Here is a 19,799-nt window from a genome sequence, read left to right on the forward strand (position 1 = left end):
GGCCGCGTTTCGAGGCACCATGGCGATCATCAAACAATACGTCAATCTACCCAGTGGCGTGACCAACATTCACGGCACCACCCGCACGCTTAAGTTGCGGCCCAACAACATTCCCAACGTGGGCAACGGCGACCGCGTGGAATGGTGGGTCGAGCCGGGTTGGGCCACCAACACCGATGAAATCTACTTGTCGCTGACGCAGCGCGCGCGCATGCGCAACGCGGAAACGGTGATCGCGGCGTCGGGATCGTTTGAAAACGAGGTGATCCTACCCCACGTCGGCGGCGACCGCTGGGTGGTGAAAGCCGCCAAAAAAGGGGATCGCCCCAATTCGGTCAGCACCGATATTTTCGAAACCTGGCGCAAGGTGTATTACACCGTTTTTTACGTCGGCAACAACTCCTTAAATTTTTTCAATGCACTGGAAAACGACTTCAAGGACGCGTTTAAACCGGGTTACATCGAACTACAAAACACGACCAAAACCGCCTCGCTGACCGTGGTCGCGCGCGTCGACGGGACCATCGTGCGCCACCCCAGTGTTTCCTTCCCGTTTATGGGCGGCCCGCCGAACGGCGTCATCAACCTAAGGCCGACCGGCACCGGCACCCTGACCAACAAACCTTATAACGTCGCCCTGCTGGTCGCACCGGATATTTTTTCGACCTCGCCGCAACCTCGCACGGAGCTGGGCACCCGCGCCGTCATCGGTTCCACGGTCTACCACCACCTGCTTTACACCGAGGTCGGCAATCCGACCGCCTGGATCACCCAAGGTCAGATTCGTTGGCCGGGTCAACCCTGGACCAACGTGATTCCACGGTTCACCCTACCCACCAACACCAACCACAACGCCGTGGTGCGCTGGGACCTTAACGCGGTCCCCGGATTAACCAACCACCTCGCCACCGCCGCCAATACCTTTGACATGCGTTACACGGTCGTTAGAGAACACCTGATCATGGGTTACAGCATCGGCAACTTCTGCCTGGTGCGCACGCGCGATGGGTTGACCGAGGTCCTGCAAACCTTTACCCACGAGGTGGGCCACGGCGTGCAACAAGCGGTTCAAAAGGAGTCGCGCTGGGACACCAACGGCGCGTCTTTGTCGGACGAACACAACCCGCGTTGGCATACCGACGTTTACGGCGGGCGTGGCCCGCACTGTTGGAAAAATGCGGTTTTGGGTCCCGGTCCCCCCGGCCTCACCTCCGGCCAGGCCTATCGTTACGGGGGCGCCGGGCAACTATGCACCATGTTTTATCGGGGCGATGCCAATGTAGAACCCAAGGGAAAATTCTGTGTCAGCCATTGTGAACCGCGCTTGAAACGGGTCAAACTGGACACCCCCGCGATGAACGCAAAAATTTGGAACTATTTCGGATAGGACGGCGCCATGTCATTCGAAGAACAACTCATTTTCGACTACAACGAGGTGCCGGCCTCGCCCAAAATTGAGGCGGGCGACCAACTGATCGGCCTCACCGCCGCAAACATCCGTTACAGCGACGGCCTCGCGGTTTTCGACATTCATGTTTCGGCCATGGTGCCCGGTTCCATCGGTGATCGGTACCACAACCTGCTGGAAGCGATCACCCTGTTTGTCTGCGATCCCGGCGCGGGACGGGTGTTTAGCTGCCGCACCTTCAATGACTTTGTACGCCTACCCCGCGAGGAAGAAGGGAAACCCAATCTAATCAGCGAACCCCCTTTTCCCCCGCCGACCATGAAGCCGCCGATCAAAGGCGGGTTCCGCGGGGGTTGGGTCAACAGCACACTTTCCTGCCGAACGCCTTATCCCAACCAATCGCCCAGCTTGTTCGTGCATGCTTCCTTGGAAAACGCGGTTTCTAACGCGGTCGGCATCGATTTGCTGGGTTTACAAGCGGTGGTTTACTAAAAGCGAAGGGATACCAAGATGGTTAAAACAACAATTGAGATGGGACGACAAGCAAACTCACCGGTGCTCAGTAAGCCGGGCCTGGCATTGGTCCTGCCCAACAATCCCTACCGCATGCGCGGCGGCGGGAAACCGATGGTTTATGCTTGTTTAAGGGAACCCAAACAAAACACGGGGCCGGACCAACGCCGTTTGCTCGACGGCCTGTTTGTCCACACGGTCGAGGTGCATACCCAAACACCACTGAGTTTTCATCTCTTCGCCAAGAAACGGGTATTCGACGACGACATCACCGATTTCGGCGACGATTGGTGTGCCTGGTTCCATTTTGACTTGGCCGCGCTTCTGTTGGTAGCCGCGCCCCAATACGGATTTATGCTGCACGCCTCGTCGCGGCAATTCGTCTCCAACGCCCTGTACGTCCGTTTCGAACGTTAAAACCACGAGGCATTTATGGCTATTTCTACCTCGATTATTGTGGTAACCCACAACAACCTCATTCAAACCATTCGCTGTTTAACATCGTTGCAACGCACCATACCGGACACCGATTGCGAGGTGCTGGTGGTCGACAACGCCTCCACCGACGGCACGCGCGGTTACCTTGGGGAGCTCAGCACGACGGACACGCGGTTCGTCCCTGTTTTGCTGGAACAAAACACGGGTTGGTGCGTCGGCGCCAATCGCGGCCTAGAACGCGCGGGCGGCGACTATTTGGTGCTGCTCAACAACGACACGGTCTTGCCCGAGGGTTGGTTGGAAGGCCTGCGCACCTGCTTGGACGAAGCCGGCCGAAACCTGCGCGGCAGCGGTCCGGTGGGTTTGGTGGGCCCGGTGAGCAACGCCGTCGGCGGCATGCAACAGGTCGCGGGTCCGCCCAACGCCGAATGGGAGACGGTCAACCGCCATGCGGCGGTGTGGCGCAAGCAACAGGATCGCAACTGGCAGCGCGCCTGGTTCCTCTCGGGTTTTTGTTTGATGACGACCCGCGCTTTTTACGAGGATGTCGGCGGCTTGGACGAACGTTTTTCACCCGGCGGCTTTGACGACAACGACTGGGTGTTGCGCGGCGAAGAACGCGGCTGGACCTGTGTGGTCGCCGCGGACATCTTCGTCTACCACGAGGGCGGCGCCACCTTCCGCAACGCCCGTCCCGACATGAACTTGGGCCTGGCCAACCGCGCGGCTTTTTCGCAAAAATGGCGTGAACAAAGGACCCGTCAGCCCAAGTTGGTAGCGGCTTACCGCGTGAAAAACGCGCGCGACACCATTGTGGCGAGTTTGGACGCCACCGCGGCGTTCGCCGATGCGATTGTGATTCTGGACGACGGCTCTACCGACGGCTGCAGCGACCTGATGCGCAACCACCCGGCGGTCACCCGTTACGAATACCAAGATTTGCCGTTTGATGAACGGCGCGACCGCAACCACATTCTGGCCATGGCGGGAGAACTGGACCCGGACTGGATTATCACCGTCGATTCAGATGAAGTCTTTGAGATGGACCGCGAACGGGCGCAAACGCTGATGACCCTCAACGATCCCCACGTCAAAGTACTGGGTTTTCATTGGTATACCTTTTGGGACGCCGAGCACCACTGGTACCGCGCCGACGGCATCTTTGGCAACATGGCTGGCTACCGCATGTACCGCTACCAACCAAACCAGCGCATTGTCGACGGTACCCCGGAGGGTCTGCACTGCGGCAACATCCCGCAATTCGCCGAGGGCGCCCGCCGCTTTACCAATATCCGCGTGCGCCATTTGGGGTACGACCGCGAGGTATTGCGCCGCGCCAAATACACCTTCTACCGCACCGTGGACAAAAACCCGGATGCGGCCTTGGTGGGCAACACCACCTACAACCATCTGATTAGCGACACCGTCACCCTGCGCCGCTATCAAAAACGCCACGGGCTCTCGCTGTGTTTGATTACCAAAAACGAGGGCGAATACCTCGAGGCCTTTTTGAATGAATGGCAGGCCTATGTCGATGAAATCTGCATCGTCGATACCGGCAGCACCGACAACACCCTGGACATTGCGGCCCACTTCACCAACAACATCCAACACTTCAGGATGGACGGCTTGCAGCTGGACGAGGCGCGCAACCGCGCCAAGGGCATGGCGCGCCAACCCTGGATTCTGGCGATGGACCCGGACGAGGTCATTGACCGCGGCGCCATGATGCAACTGCAGCGGTTGTTGGACGATCCCGAACCCCACGCCTATTCGTTTGAGGTGGCCAACCACCAAAAGGACGACCCGCCGGTCCACACCCTCGCCGTGCGGCTGTTCCGCAACATCCCCGAGCTGTACTACACCCGGCCCGTCCACGAAACCATCGAACAAGCGCTGTACCGCATTCCCGATGTCACCGTTCGGCCCAGCGGCATCGCCATCCAACACTACGGCTTCCTCAAAAGCGATCAACGGGTTCAAGCCAAGGTCGACGCCTACTACGAAGCCAATAAGAAGTACCGCGACGCCCATCCCGAGGACGCCCTGCCCTGGTTCAACGAGGCGCTGCACCTCCTCAACGAGGGCGATACCCGCGCGGCCGGCGCCTGTTTCGAACGCGCGCTCCAGCTCGATCCCAAATTCCTATCGCCCTACGCCCAACTGGCCTTTATCCATCAGGAACAGGCCATGATGTTGTGGCAAACCCTGCTGGAACATGCCCCGGACGGTCATCCGATTCGCGCGCAGGCGGGCCAGAGCATGCACGGTTTGATGGGTATGACCCCACCGCGACCCGTGGTCGGTGAGCGCCGCGGCCAGAACCAGAACGAGGGTGAGGAGGATCGCCGATGATGAACGTCGATACCTTTAACCGCGGCTTGTACGAGGAACACCTGGAAGAGGCGGCCTTCCTTTACGAGCAGCGCGTGCGCGGCATGGAAGATTTGGAACTGACCTGGCGCGATTTGGCGGATTACGAAAGCCGTCGCGACGCCCACCTCAACGGCCTGGTGTGCGGTGGTAACCACGCCTTCGCGGTTTGTCGCGAGGCCGCCCTCGACGGCGGCCCCGGCGAACTCTTTTGCGGCTTTTTCTTGGCCTGCCGCCAACACACGGTGGAGCCCCTGCTCGCGTTGATGCGGGATTTCACCCCGGACGAAGAAGAACAGGTAGCGGCCATTGTCGAAGCGCTGGTGCATGTTTGCCCCCACGCCTGGTTCCCCCGCCTCGCGGCCTTCGCCGAGAAAAAAGGCCCGGCCTACCTGCCGATCATCCTGCGCGTGCTGGCATGGCACCGAAACCCGCTGGGTTTCGACCTACTGAACAACCATGTCGAACAGGAGGACGGCCTCGGCGGTGCCTTTCCCTGGGCCGCGGGTCGCCTCGGCGCGCGCGTGCACATGTCCCACCTGCGCCGCGTGCTGGAAAAACAAACCAAAAACTACGACCTGCGCGAAACCGCGCTGGCGCTGTTGCGCCTCGGCGACCGCGAACTGGCGCCCTTCCTCGCCAAACGCGCGCGCAAACCCTGGGCCCGTTTGGCCCTGGCCCTGTGCGGCGGGCCCGGCCACCCCAACAAACTCATGAACGCCACGCCGACCTCATCGAGCAGCTTGTTGGGTCTCGGTATTTTGGGGGATGTCGCCGGCGTACCCGCGCTGCTCGGTTACCTGCGCCGACCGCAAGTGGCACCCATCGCCGCGCGTGCGTTGGAACTGATCACCGGCGCGCACCTGGTGGAACGCGCCTGGATCCCGGAAGAACCGGACGAGGACGTGTACTCACCGGCGGAGCTGGAGGCCTGGAAAAAAGGCGAGCCGATCAAAAACCCCAACGGCAACCCGGCGGGCGAATACGTGGAGCGCATCAGCCACAACATCAACACCTGGCTGGCCTGGTGGCGCCACCACGAGGCGCAATTCACCGCGGGCAAACGCTACCGCCGCGGCAAACTGCTCACGCCCAACTGTTTGCTGCAGGGCATGCAGGACCCGGAGACGCCGGGCATGCTGCGCGAATTGGCCCACCACGAATTGTTCATTCGCTACGGCTGCAGCGCGGTCTTCGAATTGGAAATGACGGTCCCCCTCCAAGAACGGGTCCTGGTTCAAATCCAAAAATGGGTCGAACAAAACAACGACCGCTTCGAACCCGGCGCCTGGTACTGCCACGGCGAAATGATGAAGGGTTGATATCAACCTAAGTAACACGATTACTCGTGGTGATTTTCTCTAAAACTCTGGGCTGCAACGACCTGCAATAACACCTAAGAAGCGCGAAAATCACCGCGAGTTATCGCGCTTCTTAGGTAACACTCAACGCACCAGGCAGGTGGGGTCGTGCCGGACCCCAGCTCGCTTTTAAAAACCATTTTCCTCGAGATAATTAGCAAAAATCCCTCGATTCAGCGCCTCATAGATTCAACCCCAAACTCGCAGGGGATGAAATGAGAGCCCAAGCCCTTGTACTAATTGGTAAAAAACGAAGGGCCCTTAACCTCACGGCAAAGGGCCCTTCGTTTTTTGGGTTGCTTTACCTAAAGAGGTTTAACTAGGGAATTTGTGTCCAACTTTCTCTTGGAAAAAAGCGATGTTCCGAATGTTTTGAATGTTAGGTGTCTTTCCGATAGCCTTAATAAAGCCGGTGGATAGGTGGTTGATATCACTCACACCATAACGGCGGAGTTGGGTCATGACTTCTTCGTCACTGTGGCCTTCCTTGGGTTCAATAATCCAGGATTTTTCTTTTTCTTCTCCTGGAACAGGGGAAACAAACATGGGAACCCTCCTAACCCAGATGCTTTTATCTGGACCTGATTTTCTAAATCTAATCGCTAATCTTCTATTTCGCAAGATAACGAACGTGTGTCAGATCAAAGAAAGCACTTCAGGTATGTTGACTTTTCCTCTTCCAAACTCCGGGGTCCAAGCCTCTCTCCCCGTAAACCAATCTTTTGTAGCGCTTTTCGCCAACAGGTCCTTAACCTCAACGGGGTTCAAGTTTTTTCCACTAGCCGTTGCTTTTTGAAGCATCAACGCGATGACACCGCTGACGAAAGGGGCGGCCATAGACGTTCCTTCAATAGTTACCGCGCGCTGATTGACCAATGTTCGCTCGATTGCCTTTGAGAGCCTGGAACCGTCAGCCAGGGCCGAGGTAATCATGTGACCAGGAGCCGCAATATCCGGTTTCCAGCGCCCATCGCGCGTGGGACCGAGGCTGCTGAACCTGCTTAACCGGCCGGCCAAAGATAAGGCGTCTTCGGCAAAGCCTTGATCACCAGTCCATTGGGTTTTTGAGGTAAAACTGGCCACGGTAATCGTACCGCTACCGGTACCTGGGATGCCAACGGTACGATATTTTTCTAAATGGGGATGCTGTCTGAATCGAGCAAAGTCGCTGTTGTGAAACCACGCATCAAAGCGGCCGGCGGTTAACTGCTTTGAGGATGTACGCAGGGTCCACCCATAAAGATCGTCGATGGAGACCGTAGCCCGATCAAAAGAAAGTTCTAGACGACATTGGATTAACTGGCTCCATTGATAATAAGTTCTAGACACATCAATGCTAACTACATTGTTTGAATATTTTCTGCCTGGGTCTCCTTGCGAAGGGAAAGGGATGAATTGTCCAGCCGGTGTGCCAAGAAACAAATCAAACTGGTCTCGTTCTGAATACCATCCGGTAACAACAACACCCGGATCCGTGTTGTCATTGCCCGGCAATACGTCAAAAACGTAGTCATTGCTTTGCTCTGGAAAATACCAAGAGCCAACATGGAGGTCTTTTTCTTGCTCGTTCCCAGCAGCCACCACAATGATTTGGTTATCTCCAGACAACTGGTTATACAAACGTTCTTCTGCGTTAGTACCGTCATGAGGACCGTAATGAGACCCTAGACTAAGGTTCACCACACAAGGAGAACGTCCAGCCTTTTCAAAGATCCATTTGACCCCCTCATCGACATCGAACATATTGGTCTTCACCAACAAGAAGCGTGCATCGGGTGCAACGCCTTCCCATCCTCCTGTGCCAAAAAGTGTTCCTCCTGCGATCGCGGCAACATGGGTCCCGTGCCCATTGCTGTCAAAACCCGGTCCGAAATTTCCCTGACCCAATGTCCACTTTTGTTCGAGTTCATCCCGGTCAAATTCTTGTTTACCGCCCACTTGGTCCAATAGGAAATCAACTCTTAGACGACCATTTCTATCGTAAAAGGCGGGGTGGGAAAGATCAAAACCGGAATCGACAATCCCGATATAAACGCCTGAGCCTGACTCGAAAAAGTCTCTCTCACCCGCGGATATTCCGTTCGCATGTTCAAGGGCCTGTTCCATCACCAGCTTGTGTTTGCGTTTGGTTTGAATGCGTTCAACATGAGGTTCTTGAATTAACTGTTCGACCTTTGACATCGGCAAATCGAGCGAAACAAATTGATCGCTCAGTCTTTGGCAATGTCCGCTCGACAAATCAGAGAGCTGTTGATCACCCGTTTGTGTTTCGACGAGCAGGGAAACCGTTGGATCTTGGGAGCCGGGGTTACCACCACCGACCGCCCTAAAATGAAGGACAGGTGGTTTTCCTGGGTTCTTATTTGCCTCACCGAGCATTGCACAGAGAGAGGCGGAAACCTTTGGATTTGTTGTGAATTCGGATTGTTTCATATTAAACCTCGCTAGACATGCCGATGCCAAGATCGATCCCGTAAAAAAGACAGGAGTTGAACGAGACTCGACCCGTTGTATTCATGATAGCCTCTATTAGACTACCGATTCTTTGAAACAAAAAAAACAAAAAGCATCACCAACAAGTCCGATAAAGAATCGACACCCAGATAATCCCATTCGAATGTGACGCAAAACAAAAACAACATTACTTTTATTTATAATTATCCTTCAAACCCTTCCTAAGCCATCCAGTTTACTTTCACAGCAATCTATAGAAGATATGCAATTAGATATTCTGACAAGAAAGCAAAAGATGAACTATCGGATTATGCTTTCATAGCGTTCTGAGACACACCATGATTGAATCGGAACAACTATAGGAACCTTTGGATTGATGAGGTTTAAACCTGTCCAGGGAAAATACAGCCTAAAGCCCAGTTTGAGCGATTCTCGGTGGCGTACTTGCACAACTTGCTTGGCTGCGACGTGCAGGAAAATGCTGAACGTACCTCCGAGGTGCGCGTCGTGTGCGACCCCCGCAGGCTTTTTCCAACAGATTTCGCTCCACCCCTCGGCGCATCCTACGCCGATACTTGCTCAATCGCGTTTATCCAAATCGTACCCCTAAGGTAAAAACCCTGCCTTGATCTTAACCAAATAGGTATTTGGTCAGGCTAAAGCGACCCGACCAACTCTCAAAATTGAAAAACACAGATCTTCCCGACAACTTCAGCAAATAGCGATTGGTTTTCGCCTGTTGGACCCGGTAGCTGAGATCTGGCTCATGGGGTGAAGCGGAAGTTCTGCAGCACGGCGCCGTCGTCGTGGAGGATCAGCAGGTACAGGTTGTCGTAGTCGCCGTGGTCGATGCTGGTTTTGGGTCCGCCCAGCAAGTGGATCAATTCGGGGATGGTGTTGGAATGGCCGGCCACGAAAACGGCTTTACCTTTCGCGGCCTTGACGGCCTTCAGGAATGATTCGGGTTCGCGGGCGGAAATCACGGTCACCTCGGTGCCCGCGGCTTTGGCCACCGGCGCGGCCGTTTTTTGGGTTCGCTTGTATTCGCTCGCATAAACCGCGGCGAGGGGAATGCGCGCAAACAAGGCGCCCAACTTCTCGGCGCGCGCTTGACCCTGGGCGGTCAGACCGGCCGCATCGGTGTTGTCGACTTTCTCCGCGTGACGGACCAGGTAAACCAGGGTCGGCTCCCCGCCGTAGGACCAGCCGCCAACCGCGATCAGTAACATCATCATGAGAAGCTTCATTTCATCCTCCTGGATTCTGGGTTGATACTTGAGTAACGCGTAAGAAACGCCTGGGAAAGGTTCAGCACTTTTCGGCCTGCTCCGCGAACAGCGCATCAGAATGGCTGTCGCGACCCAAATGGGCGAACCCTCCGGCCTGATCCCGATGGGTCGAGAAATTGAACCCACCATAAACAGATACAGAGACACCGGGAAGACCCTTTTGTAAAAAAGTCAAAAGGAAACCGTCGCGATAGAGGTGCCCTAAAAAAGAGAAGGCCCCGCGGGAACGGGGCCTTCTCTTTTTGGTTTTTAGATAAAGGAAAGGCCCCGTCGGAGCGGGGCCTTTCCCATATGATGCTGGTTGCCGGGAAACCGATAGGTGGTTTCTGAATAAGCCGACAAGGTCGATCCCGCTCAGGCCGGTTAGACCGAACCCGAGCGAACCGTTTTCTAGTGATCGTTTACTTCGTCTTCTGCTTCGATGCCGTCTTCGTTGTAGCTGTAAACAACGTTGCCGTACACCATTTTGGTGGTGTGCTCATCGGGGAAGCGGTCGCTTTCGGGCAAGTAAACGTTGCGCTTGGTGACACCGGAGTAAACAACTTTAAGGCGCTTGAACTTGATGGTGAAGTAGTTGGTCATGTCGCCGCTGACGATGTCGGGACGGTAGAACAGAACTTCCAAGTCGGCGATTTCAACGTTGTTGAACAAGTGTTGGAAGGTAATGGGGGTGTGCTTGCCCATTTCGGAAACGAAGGTCAAAGGCTGACGCGAGCGTTTGGACTTAACTTTGTTGTCAAGCTCGGATACGGGCAGGTTGGAGCTCAGTGCAAGTTCGTGTACGCGGATGTGCGCTTCGTGGCCGGTCTCAGCTTCTTTGCCGGGAATGGCACCACAGTTGATAAAGGAATAAACGGTCATTTCGGGATCTCCTTGGCGTGATTAACTTCAGCGGGAAACCTTAAAGCAGGGTCCGTGCCAACTCGAAAACCCGCGGTTTTCCTGGGTTTTCCGGCCCTTTTTGTCAAAATCTGTTTGCATCCCAAACAGCTTGTTCGGGTACCAGGAAAACAAGTCAAAACGCGGTATTCCGAATCGAAACAGCGCGTGTCAAATTGAAACAGACTCCATAAAATTTCAGCCCAACCGAAAATCGCCCAACCCATTCTTCGTCGCCACCAAAAACAAGATCTACCGCTCTACCGACTGCTCGAAAAGTCCGCGTTCATGAAAGCGTAATAAAAATGCAAAAGGCCCCACCGAATCAGGACCTTGATAAAGGCTGAATCGCAAAAAGGAAAAGGCCCCACCGGCTGGGGGCCTTGCTCTTGGTTCCTTAAATAGAGGAAAGGCCCGCCTGGACGGGGCCTTGCTCTTCGTTCCTTAAATAGAGGAAAGGCCCGCCTGGACGGGGCCTTGCTCTTCGTTCCTTAAATAGAGGAAAGGCCCGCCTGGACGTCGCCTTGCTCTTCGTTCCTTAAATAGAGGAAAGGCCCGCCTGGACGGGGCCTTGCTCTTGGTTCCTTAAATAGAGGAAAGGCCCCGCCGGAGCGAGGCCTTTTCTATAAGATGCTGGATTGTCGGGAAACCGATAGGTGGTTTCTGTATAAACCGACAGGACGATCCCGCTCAGGTGTGGTTAACCACGCCCGAGCGAACCGCAATCTAGTGATCGTTTACTTCGTCTTCTGCTTCGATGCCGTCTTCGTTGTAGCTGTAAACAACGTTGCCGTACACCATTTTGGTGGTGTGCTCATCGGGGAAGCTGTCGCTTTCGGGCAGGTACACGTTGCGCTTGGTGATGCCGGAGTAAACAACTTTAAGGCGTTTGAATTTGATGGTGAAGTAGTTGACCATGTCGCCGTTGGTGATGTCGGGGCGGTAGAACAACACTTCCAAGTCAGCGATTTCAACGTTGTTGAACAGGTGTTGGAAGGTAACAGGCGTGTGTTTGCCCATTTCGGAAACATAGGTCAAAGGCTGGCGAGAGCGCTTGGACTTAACTTTGTTGTCCAACTCGGATACGGGCAGGTTGGAGCTCAGGTGCAATTCGTGAACGCGGATGTGGGCTTCGTGGCCGGTCTCAGCTTCTTTACCGGGAATTGCGCCACAGTTGATAAAAGAATAAACGGTCATTTCGGGATCTCCTTGACGGTGATTAACTTCAGCGGGTTACGGTAAAGCAGGGTCCGTGCCAACTTGAAATCCCCCGTCTTACACCCATTTCGGCGTGGAATATCACCCAATCTGTTTGCATCGCCAAACAACCTGTTCAGAGAACCGGAACACCGACGACAAAACGCTATCCCAATTCCAAACAACACCTATCTCGATCCGAAACATGCTCAGGCAATATGGGCTTCCATCCTTATTTAATAAGGAGCATGGCGGGCGAACCATTTTTGGATTCATCGCCGGCGACTTCTTCAACCTGGGAGCAGAAGGCCCAACCCAGGCGCGTTCAGCGTGCCTCACCCCCAAAAAAGTGCCTTGGTTCACAATTTTATTTTTTTTCGACCAATCATCGAAATCGAAGCGTGTTAATAAGCGGCATACCCAGCATTTTCGGAAAAACCATGCTCCACGGTTCATTCGGCTAGGTCGGCCGGTCCTTCTTCCTTGAATTCATTTCTGTTTGTCGACCGCCGCGACCGCGCTTCGCCCTCCTGTCCTGCCGATTCTCGGCTGCCGGCGGTTGGAGGAGTTTCCATGTTGCTTCATCGGGCCGTTTTTCGCCCCCCCGTTTCCATCCTTTTGTTTTTCTCGGTTTTTACCCTCACCTCACCCCTTACCGCACAAACGCCGGTGGTAACCCAAACCTTTACCCTACATCCCGGCTGGAATGCGGTTTATCTTGAGGTCGATCCCCTAAACGGCGGCGCGCCCGCCGACTGGTTCGGCGATCTGCCCGTGATCGCCTTGTGGACCCACCACCAACCGGAGAGCCGGGTCCAATTTATTGACGATCCGAATGCCGGACTGTGGAACCGACCCGGTTGGCGGGTGTGGGTGCCCGCGGGTACGGCCGACCGCGCCGTCAACCTGCACCGGCTCCAAGCCCAACGCGGTTATTTAATTGAGCTGGGCGGCGATCAGCGTCGCCGGCTGTCAATTACGGGCCGACCGGTCAACCGACAACCCAAATGGCAGGCACGCGCCTACAACCTGCGCGGTTTTCCGGTGGATGCCGCGGCGCCGCCCCGCTTCCGCGATTACTTCGCCGCCGAGCCGGCGCTTGCCGCGGGCGAGGTGGTCCGCCTCCAGCGCGACGGCCAATGGGAACCGGTCAACCCCAACAGCCTGATCGAGCCTGGCGTTGCCTATTGGGTTTACGCCGGGAACGCCGTGGACTTCAGCGGCCCCTTGCGGCAGACGGTCGATGCCGAATCGCTGAGTTTCTTCGACGGCGGCAACACCCGCCGACTCAGTATTCAGAACCCGGTTCCCGGCCGCGCCTTAACCCTGAGCTGGGCTGATCCGAACCGCGGGGTCCCGATCATGGTCCGCGCTTTTAACGCTGAAACGGCTGAACATAGCTGGCGTCCCTTTTTACCCGGCTCCTACACCACCGACAGCCAGGGCCGGCTCGACCTGCGTTTGGCCGTTGACCGCGACGCCTTGAACGGCGACAACGGGGCGGGCGTGTTAACCGTGCTCGAGCCGGAGGGTACGCGTTTGTGGTTGCCGGTTGACGCAAGCGACCTGGCGGCCGCGGTCACCCGCGCGAAACGCGCCCCGGCCCACCAGGGTTTATGGGTCGGCACGGTCACCATCAACCAGGTCAGCCACCACGAACCGGTAGCCGAGGGCGAATCGCGTTTGGAATCCGTGGGTCGACCGCTGCAATACCGGCTGCTCGTGCATGTGGACGCCGCCGGGAACGCGCGCCTGCTCAAGCAGGTGGTGCAGATGTGGCGCCGCGCCGAATTGGAAAGCGTGAGCGATCCCGACAACCCGGGGGACACCCATTTGCAGGTGGTCCAGCCAGGTGAAACCGTGTTGCTGACCGACAAGCGCGGGTTTTACCGGTTATCAGTGGTCGACCGGCGCAACGAGACGCGGGGTTTGGGTCGACGCCGCCGAAACGGCCAACTACAGCGTTTTGGCGACCACGGCGGACGGCTGTAGCGCCGCCGTGCGCCATCAGGTCACCCGCACACCGGGTCAGTTGGCGGTGGCCGTCGAGAACGAGGCCCTCGCACTGTGCGATCTCAACGGGGTCTTCCAACTTCGCGCGCGGGCCGGCCGCGGCGCCGGTGGTCCGTACAACTACCATTGGACCCTGATCAGTGGACCGGCCGAGGGCGGCACCTTCGACAACCCCGACAGCGAGGCGCCGCGCTTTACCCCGCTGGGCAACGGCGTCTACCGTTTCCAGGTCTCCGTCACCGACCGCAACGGCGCGGAACAAAGCGCGTCTGCCAAGCTGTTCCGGTTCGACAACGACCTCAACGGCGACGGTTGCGTGGACGACGCGGATCAAGCCATGCGGTTCGCCGCCTGGGGTGCGCGGACGCTTGCGGCGGAACAGGACGTAGACGGTTCCGGCACCGTCAGGGTACTGGATCTGCTCATCAGCCGCGCTTGTTACTAATGGGGGCGGCGCGGTTCCGGGCCGCCCCCTTCCCGCGCGAATCCCAATCTGAGAAATGACAAAAGGCCCCACCACGGGGCCTTTTTTAAACCAACTATAGGAAAGGCCCCGCCTGGACGGGGCCTTTTCTTATTTTGTTCCTCACTGTAGGAAAGGCCCCGCCGGAGCGGGGCCTTTTATATGAAGACATGCCGGGAAACCGATATTTGGTTTCGTGATAAGCCGGCGGGGTCGGTGCCACTGGTGGACTCAGTGGCCCGTTTTCTAGTGATCGTTTACTTCGTCCTCAGCTTCGATGCCGTCTTCGTTGTAGCTGTAGACCACGTTGCCGTACACCATTTTGGTGGTGTGCTCATCGGGGAAGCTGTCGCTTTCGGGCAGGTAGACGTTGCGTTTGGTGATACCGGAGTAAACCACCTTGAGGCGCTTGAACTTGATGGTGAAGTAGTTGGTCATGTCGCCACTGACGATGTCGGGGCGGTAGAACAACACTTCCAGGTCGGGGATTTCAACGTTGTTGAACAAGTGCTGGAAGGTCACCGGCGTGTGCTTGCCCATTTCAGAAACGTAGGTCAAAGGTTGACGGGAGCGCTTAGATTTAACTTTGTTGTCCAACTCGGAAACAGGCAGGTTGGAGCTCAATTGCAATTCGTGAACGCGGATGTGGGCCTCGTGGCCGGTTTCAGCTTCTTTGCCGGGGATGGCGCCACAGTTGATAAAAGAGTAAACAGTCATTTGGGGGTCTCCTTATAAGTTAACTTCGACGCTTTAATACTTTGCAGGGTGCGTGCCAACCCTGAAAGCCACCAAAATGCGGCCTCTTTACCCACTTTCCTACCTAAATTCACCCTTTTTGTTTCCCTCGCCAAACAAGGTGTTCGCATTTGCGAAACACCGACCCCGCGGGGCGCTGTTCCATCCGAACACCCTCTATTTCAAATCCAAACACTTGGCTCACAGCGGAGGCTTCCGCGCTGCGCTCCTGCAAATCTGCGCCGTATTTCTTTTTTTGTACCACTCGGTATTTTATTTCTTGACACTGGGCCACCGAGGCCTTATCTTTATCGTACCAGGTGGTACAAAATACCAACCACGAACATCGGGGGACATCATGAACAATCAAACCGTTTTAGTTACAGGCATTTCAGGTTACATCGGGCTGCACGTGGCCGCCGAACTGCTGCGCGCGGGTTACCAAGTACGCGGCTCTGTTCGCAGCTTGAAAAAAGAAAACGAGGTGCGCGAAACCATGGCCGCCGCCAAGGTCGACACCCGCAACCTCAGCTTTGTTGAACTGGACCTGACCCAAGACAACGGCTGGATCGAAGCCGTCGCCGGGGCCGACTATGTCTTACACGTCGCCTCACCCTTTGCGCTCGCCAATCCCAAACACGAAAACGACATGATCGTGCCCGCGGTACAAGGCACCTTGCGCGCCCTGCGCGCCGCCAGGGCCGGCAAAGTCAAACGATTTGTGCTCACCAGCTCCGTGCTTTCGATGATGGGCAGCATGAAAACCGGCAGTTTCGGCCCCGACTCTTGGACGGACACCGAGGCACCCAACGTCAGCACCTACACCAAAAGCAAAACCATGGCGGAAAAAGCGGCCTGGGAATACATGGCCGACTTACCCAAGGAAGATCAGTTTGAATTCACCGTGGTCAATCCCGGCGGCGTGATCGGCCCACCGCTCGGCCGTAACGTCAGCGGGCAAACCATGACCATGGTCGGCGACATGATCGGCGGCAAAATGCCGATGGTCCCCAACGCGGCCTTCCCCATGATCGACGTGCGCGACGTGGCAAAAATCCACCTGGCCGCGATGACCCACGCCGAGGCGCCCGGCAAACGTTTTGTCGCTTCTTTAACCGAACCGGTCAGCTTTATCGACATGGCGCGCACCCTCAAAGCGAACGGCTACCAAAAGGTGGGCACCCGCATCGCACCCAATTTCATGCTGCGCCTGCTCTCCTTCTTTGACCGCGAGGCCAAAGGGTTGCTGGGCATGCTGGGTATGAACCTGAAATCGGAAAACCAAACCACCCGTTCGATGTTCAACTGGGAGCCCACCCCCATCAAACAATCCGTCCTTGAAACAGCGGTTGTCGTTCAACGCATCAACCGCGCCCAGGCTTCTTGAAGCTTTTGGCCAAAATTCCTGTTAAAAAGAACCCAACCATCCCGGGCCCGTCGCCCGGGATCGCAGAAAAAAGGCGAAACCATGCAACCCAAACGAAAACGCGGGCGACCGCGCACGGTAGAACGCGAGGCCACGGTCCTGTTGGCCATGGAGAATTACTGGCGCGAGGGCGTCCACACGCTTTCGGTCAACGAAATCTGCCGCCGCACCAACTTATCCAAACCGGCACTGTACCGTGAGTTCGGCGGCGAAGACGGTTTGCTCGACGCCGCGCTGGCCCACTACCAAAAGATGGTGATCGACACCATGACGGCCGACATCGATCCCAACCGACCTTTCGCCGAAACCCTCGCCCGCATCGTGGCCGGTTTAACCGGACCCCGCGACACACCGCAAGGCTGCCTGTTGGTCAAAGTCCGCGACAACCCCGCGGCCCAGGGCCCACTCACGCAAAAACGGGTCGCCACCATCGTCGCCGCCATGCAGGCCGGATACGCCGCGCTCTTCCAACAAGCGCAAGCACGCGGTGAAACCCGAACCGACATCAGCCCCGAGCCGGCGGGCCGCTACCTCGACACCCAAATCAACACCATCCTACGCCGCCTAGCTTGGAACGAGCCGCCCGAGGTCATTGCCTGGGAGGCCTGCCTCGCGCTTTCCGCGCTACTCCCCCCCGGAACACCCCTCGACATCCCGACCCAAAACTAGAAAAAGGCCCCGCCTGGACGGGGCCTTTTTTATAGGAAAACTTGCCGGGAAACCGATATTTGGTTTCGTGATAAGCCGGCGGGGTCGATGCCACTGGTGGACTCAGTGGCCCGTTTTCTAGTGATCGTTTACTTCGTCCTCGGCTTCGATACCGTCTTCGTTGTAGCTGTAGACCACGTTGCCGTACACCATTTTGGTGGTGTGCTCATCGGGGAAGCTGTCGCTTTCGGGCAGGTACACGTTGCGTTTGGTGATACCGGAGTAAACCACCTTGAGGCGCTTGAACTTGATGGTGAAGTAGTTGGTCATGTCGCCGCTGACGATGTCGGGGCGGTAGAACAACACTTCCAGGTCGGGGATTTCAACGTTGTTGAACAAGTGCTGGAAGGTCACCGGCGTGTGCTTGCCCATTTCAGAAACGTAGGTCAGGGGTTGACGGGAGCGCTTAGATTTAACTTTGTTGTCCAACTCGGAAACAGGCAGGTTGGAGCTCAATTGCAATTCGTGAACGCGGATGTGGGCCTCGTGGCCGGTTTCAGCTTCTTTGCCGGGAATGGCACCGCAGTTGATAAAAGAGTAAACAGTCATTTGGGGGTCTCCTTATAAGTTAACTTCGATGCTTTCTTACAATGCAGGGTACGTGCCAACTCGCAAAACCGCCTATTCCGCCCAATTTCCAGCTCTTTTCCGGCAAATTCAGCCGAAATCGGCTCAATCTGTTTGCCTGGCCAAACACCCTGTTCGCCCAAACCAAAAACAGCTGCTGTTCGGTATCCCGGATCCAAACACCCCTAACCCGCATTTCTCACAAGGAATTCTGCTCCGAAGCATGAAACCCATGCAATTACGAGGGGGCGGCCTTCCGCTTTACTCTGTCGAGCAATACTCAACGTAGCGCTGCTACGCCGAAAGGTCGGCCCCGCTCCGTTTGCTCTCGGTCGTAATCTTCGTACTCACAAGGCTTTCAGCTTCTCGCGACGAATCCTCGTGAGAAATGCGGGCTAATCCCCAATCCAAACACCCGACAGACGATTGCTTCACCCCGCACCTATATATAATGTATAGACGCTGAACAAGCCGCGCCCCCACGATCCCAAAGACGGCGTTCCCGGCGACGCCAACGGAAAACACCCGCGAAAACCGATTATTGGGTCTCGCGGGTGTTGGCAACCTTTTCGTCGTTGGGTCGCTTAGCCGACCCTTTTCGTTTTACGGCTCATAAGCAATAACGGAACGGCGTGGTTGCAGGATCCAAGATTTCAAAATGCCTTGGTTTGCGTGGTAGGTCACCGCCAGAATTTGGCCGCGGTTGTTGATATCGACCACATAGAAGCTGGTTACGTCACTGGGCATGTTGGTGACCAGGTCGGCCAGGTACTGCCCACGACCGCGACCGTACTGGTAAAAGAAGGGCTCGGTATCGCCGGATTGGCCGACGGTCCCCACAACCTGGCGAAGGTTGTTGATGGCAACGGCCCGTGGACGACCACCGGCGGGGACCAGCATGAATTCTTGTGTTCCGGTTTCCGCCTCGATGGTGTAAATCACGGATTGGTTGCCGGCGACGATGTCGCCGCGGTCGTTAATGCCGTAGGCCTCCGCGCGCCGCCAGGGGCCGGGCGAGATATTCAATTCGGTCATGCCGCTGGTGCCGTTCCATACGAAGGCATAGAAACGTCCGTCGCTCTTTTTCGAGGAACCGACAACCTGACCGTTGTTGTTCAAACCAAGGACGTCGGTTTCGTTGCCGCCGAGGTCACCCAGCTCGACCCACTCTTCGGCCTTAAAGGATTTCATGAAGTAACCTTTGCTCCGGCTGCCATTGTAGTTACCGGCGATTTGACCCTTGTCGTTAATAAACAGGTCGTCGCTACCGCCCGGCGTTTGCAGGTCGTACGCGGTGCCGTTGATGGAAATCCAGTTGGGATAACTGCCGCCGACCGCGTAGCCGGAATTGTTGATATCCGCGGGGTACAGGAGGTCCTCGTCCAAGAACCTCATCTCTTCATAGGGTTGAATGACAAAAAGGCGGCGCTCCCAGGAACCATAACGGCCCAAAACGTGGCCGTAATCGCTAAGGGCGTGGACACTAACCGATTCGTTGACGTCGGGTCCGTTAATTTGGATCATGCGAAAGCTGGGCGACAGGTCGCTCTGAGCCAAAGCAGCACTCGCGGCAAAAACAAAAGCGATCAGACTAAGCAGAACATTCCGTAACATAGAAGGGGTCACCTCGAAAGAAATTAAGGCCAACAGCAGATATTAATAATAGTTTCACTGCAAGCCACGAAAGTCAGTGTACAAAAATTACGCTCGACCGGAGTAAAAAGTTTCCTTCCGAAAAATGCGGAATCCTCTCCTCCCCAACCAACAACGCACTGCAAACTGTTTAATTCGCAAGCTTTAACCATCAAAAAGAACAAACGAAGGAAGCACAACACACCGATTTCACGTCACCTATCGCCGCGCCACGCACAACAAATGAAGCTGACGCGACAGGTTCAGCGGCTGTCATAGGAGGAAGGTGGCATCTTCTGAATATTGGGGACACCGAAAAGGCGCGATTTGGCGAATGAATCGA

General features: G+C 56.1%; 17 protein-coding genes. 9 read left to right on the plus strand and 8 right to left on the minus strand.

Translation table 11 applies throughout. From position 1 onward, the window contains the following. Positions 1–19 precede the first annotated feature (19 nt). Genes J3U88_RS23470 through J3U88_RS23490 form a run of 5 tightly spaced genes read left to right on the plus strand, consistent with a single transcriptional unit; the run spans position 20 to position 6,054 of the window. Positions 20–1,387, plus strand: a complete 1,368-nt coding sequence (locus J3U88_RS23470; protein ID WP_207861433.1) for a hypothetical protein — start codon at positions 20–22, stop codon at positions 1,385–1,387. A gap of 9 nt (positions 1,388–1,396) precedes the next feature. After that, on the plus strand, positions 1,397–1,900 hold the full coding sequence (locus tag J3U88_RS23475; RefSeq protein WP_207861434.1) for a hypothetical protein: 504 nt from the start codon (positions 1,397–1,399) through the stop codon (positions 1,898–1,900). 18 nt (positions 1,901–1,918) lie between these two features. Further along, a complete protein-coding gene (locus J3U88_RS23480; RefSeq protein WP_207861435.1) occupies positions 1,919–2,338 on the plus strand; it encodes a hypothetical protein in 420 nt (139 codons plus the stop codon). Between the two features lie 15 nt (positions 2,339–2,353). After that, complete coding sequence (locus J3U88_RS23485) at positions 2,354–4,714, plus strand: glycosyltransferase (RefSeq protein WP_207861436.1); 2,361 nt, start codon at positions 2,354–2,356, stop codon at positions 4,712–4,714. Next, on the plus strand, positions 4,711–6,054 hold the full coding sequence (locus J3U88_RS23490; RefSeq protein ID WP_207861437.1) for a hypothetical protein: 1,344 nt from the start codon (positions 4,711–4,713) through the stop codon (positions 6,052–6,054). The genes J3U88_RS23485 and J3U88_RS23490 overlap by 4 nt, the downstream gene beginning before the upstream one ends. A gap of 354 nt (positions 6,055–6,408) precedes the next feature. Here J3U88_RS23490 and J3U88_RS23495 read toward each other — a convergent pair whose 3' ends face one another. The 5 genes from J3U88_RS23495 to J3U88_RS23515 form a co-directional block, all read right to left on the minus strand. Next, positions 6,409–6,639, minus strand: a complete 231-nt coding sequence (locus J3U88_RS23495; protein ID WP_207861438.1) for a hypothetical protein — start codon at positions 6,637–6,639, stop codon at positions 6,409–6,411. A gap of 90 nt (positions 6,640–6,729) precedes the next feature. Then, positions 6,730–8,526 (minus strand): S8 family serine peptidase, encoded by a 1,797-nt coding sequence (locus tag J3U88_RS23500; RefSeq protein WP_207861439.1) that lies wholly within the window; start codon positions 8,524–8,526, stop codon positions 6,730–6,732. A 785-nt stretch (positions 8,527–9,311) separates the two neighbouring features. Further along, positions 9,312–9,794: a SixA phosphatase family protein gene (locus J3U88_RS23505; RefSeq protein ID WP_207861440.1), complete on the minus strand. Its 483-nt coding sequence runs from the start codon at positions 9,792–9,794 to the stop codon at positions 9,312–9,314. Positions 9,795–10,226: 432 nt separating this feature from the next. Further along, positions 10,227–10,697, minus strand: a complete 471-nt coding sequence (locus J3U88_RS23510) for a type VI secretion system tube protein Hcp (protein WP_207861441.1) — start codon at positions 10,695–10,697, stop codon at positions 10,227–10,229. A 744-nt stretch (positions 10,698–11,441) separates the two neighbouring features. Beyond that, positions 11,442–11,912: a type VI secretion system tube protein Hcp gene (locus tag J3U88_RS23515; protein WP_207861442.1), complete on the minus strand. Its 471-nt coding sequence runs from the start codon at positions 11,910–11,912 to the stop codon at positions 11,442–11,444. A 573-nt stretch (positions 11,913–12,485) separates the two neighbouring features. On the opposite strand from J3U88_RS23515, the gene J3U88_RS23520 reads away from it, so the two are divergent. Together J3U88_RS23520 and J3U88_RS23525 are read left to right on the plus strand one after the other, a co-directional pair. Next, the gene (locus tag J3U88_RS23520) at positions 12,486–13,904 is read left to right on the plus strand and encodes a hypothetical protein (protein WP_207861443.1); all 1,419 of its coding nucleotides are present in this window, start codon (positions 12,486–12,488) and stop codon (positions 13,902–13,904) included. Then, positions 13,879–14,370 (plus strand): PKD domain-containing protein, encoded by a 492-nt coding sequence (locus J3U88_RS23525; RefSeq protein WP_207861444.1) that lies wholly within the window; start codon positions 13,879–13,881, stop codon positions 14,368–14,370. Before J3U88_RS23520 ends, J3U88_RS23525 begins: the two co-directional genes overlap by 26 nt. Before the next feature lie 264 nt (positions 14,371–14,634). Here the strand turns inward: J3U88_RS23525 and J3U88_RS23530 are convergent, their stop codons facing one another. Then, entirely contained in the window at positions 14,635–15,105 is a 471-nt protein-coding gene (locus J3U88_RS23530) for a type VI secretion system tube protein Hcp (RefSeq protein WP_207861445.1), read from the minus strand. A gap of 376 nt (positions 15,106–15,481) precedes the next feature. Here J3U88_RS23530 and J3U88_RS23535 point away from each other — a divergent pair, with 376 nt between their 5' ends. Next, positions 15,482–16,510 carry an SDR family oxidoreductase gene (locus J3U88_RS23535; RefSeq protein ID WP_207861446.1) on the plus strand — a complete coding sequence of 343 codons (1,029 nt, stop codon included), beginning with the start codon at positions 15,482–15,484 and terminating at the stop codon, positions 16,508–16,510. A gap of 81 nt (positions 16,511–16,591) precedes the next feature. After that, a complete protein-coding gene (locus J3U88_RS23540; protein ID WP_207861447.1) occupies positions 16,592–17,218 on the plus strand; it encodes a TetR/AcrR family transcriptional regulator in 627 nt (208 codons plus the stop codon). Between the two features lie 117 nt (positions 17,219–17,335). Here the strand turns inward: J3U88_RS23540 and J3U88_RS23545 are convergent, their stop codons facing one another. After that, complete coding sequence (locus J3U88_RS23545; protein WP_207861445.1) at positions 17,336–17,806, minus strand: type VI secretion system tube protein Hcp; 471 nt, start codon at positions 17,804–17,806, stop codon at positions 17,336–17,338. Between the two features lie 621 nt (positions 17,807–18,427). Further along, complete coding sequence (locus J3U88_RS23550) at positions 18,428–19,438, minus strand: hypothetical protein (protein WP_207861448.1); 1,011 nt, start codon at positions 19,436–19,438, stop codon at positions 18,428–18,430. Positions 19,439–19,799 lie beyond the last annotated feature (361 nt).

This window comes from Acanthopleuribacter pedis, from assembly GCF_017377855.1.
GTDB lineage: Bacteria > Acidobacteriota > Holophagae > Acanthopleuribacterales > Acanthopleuribacteraceae > Acanthopleuribacter > Acanthopleuribacter pedis.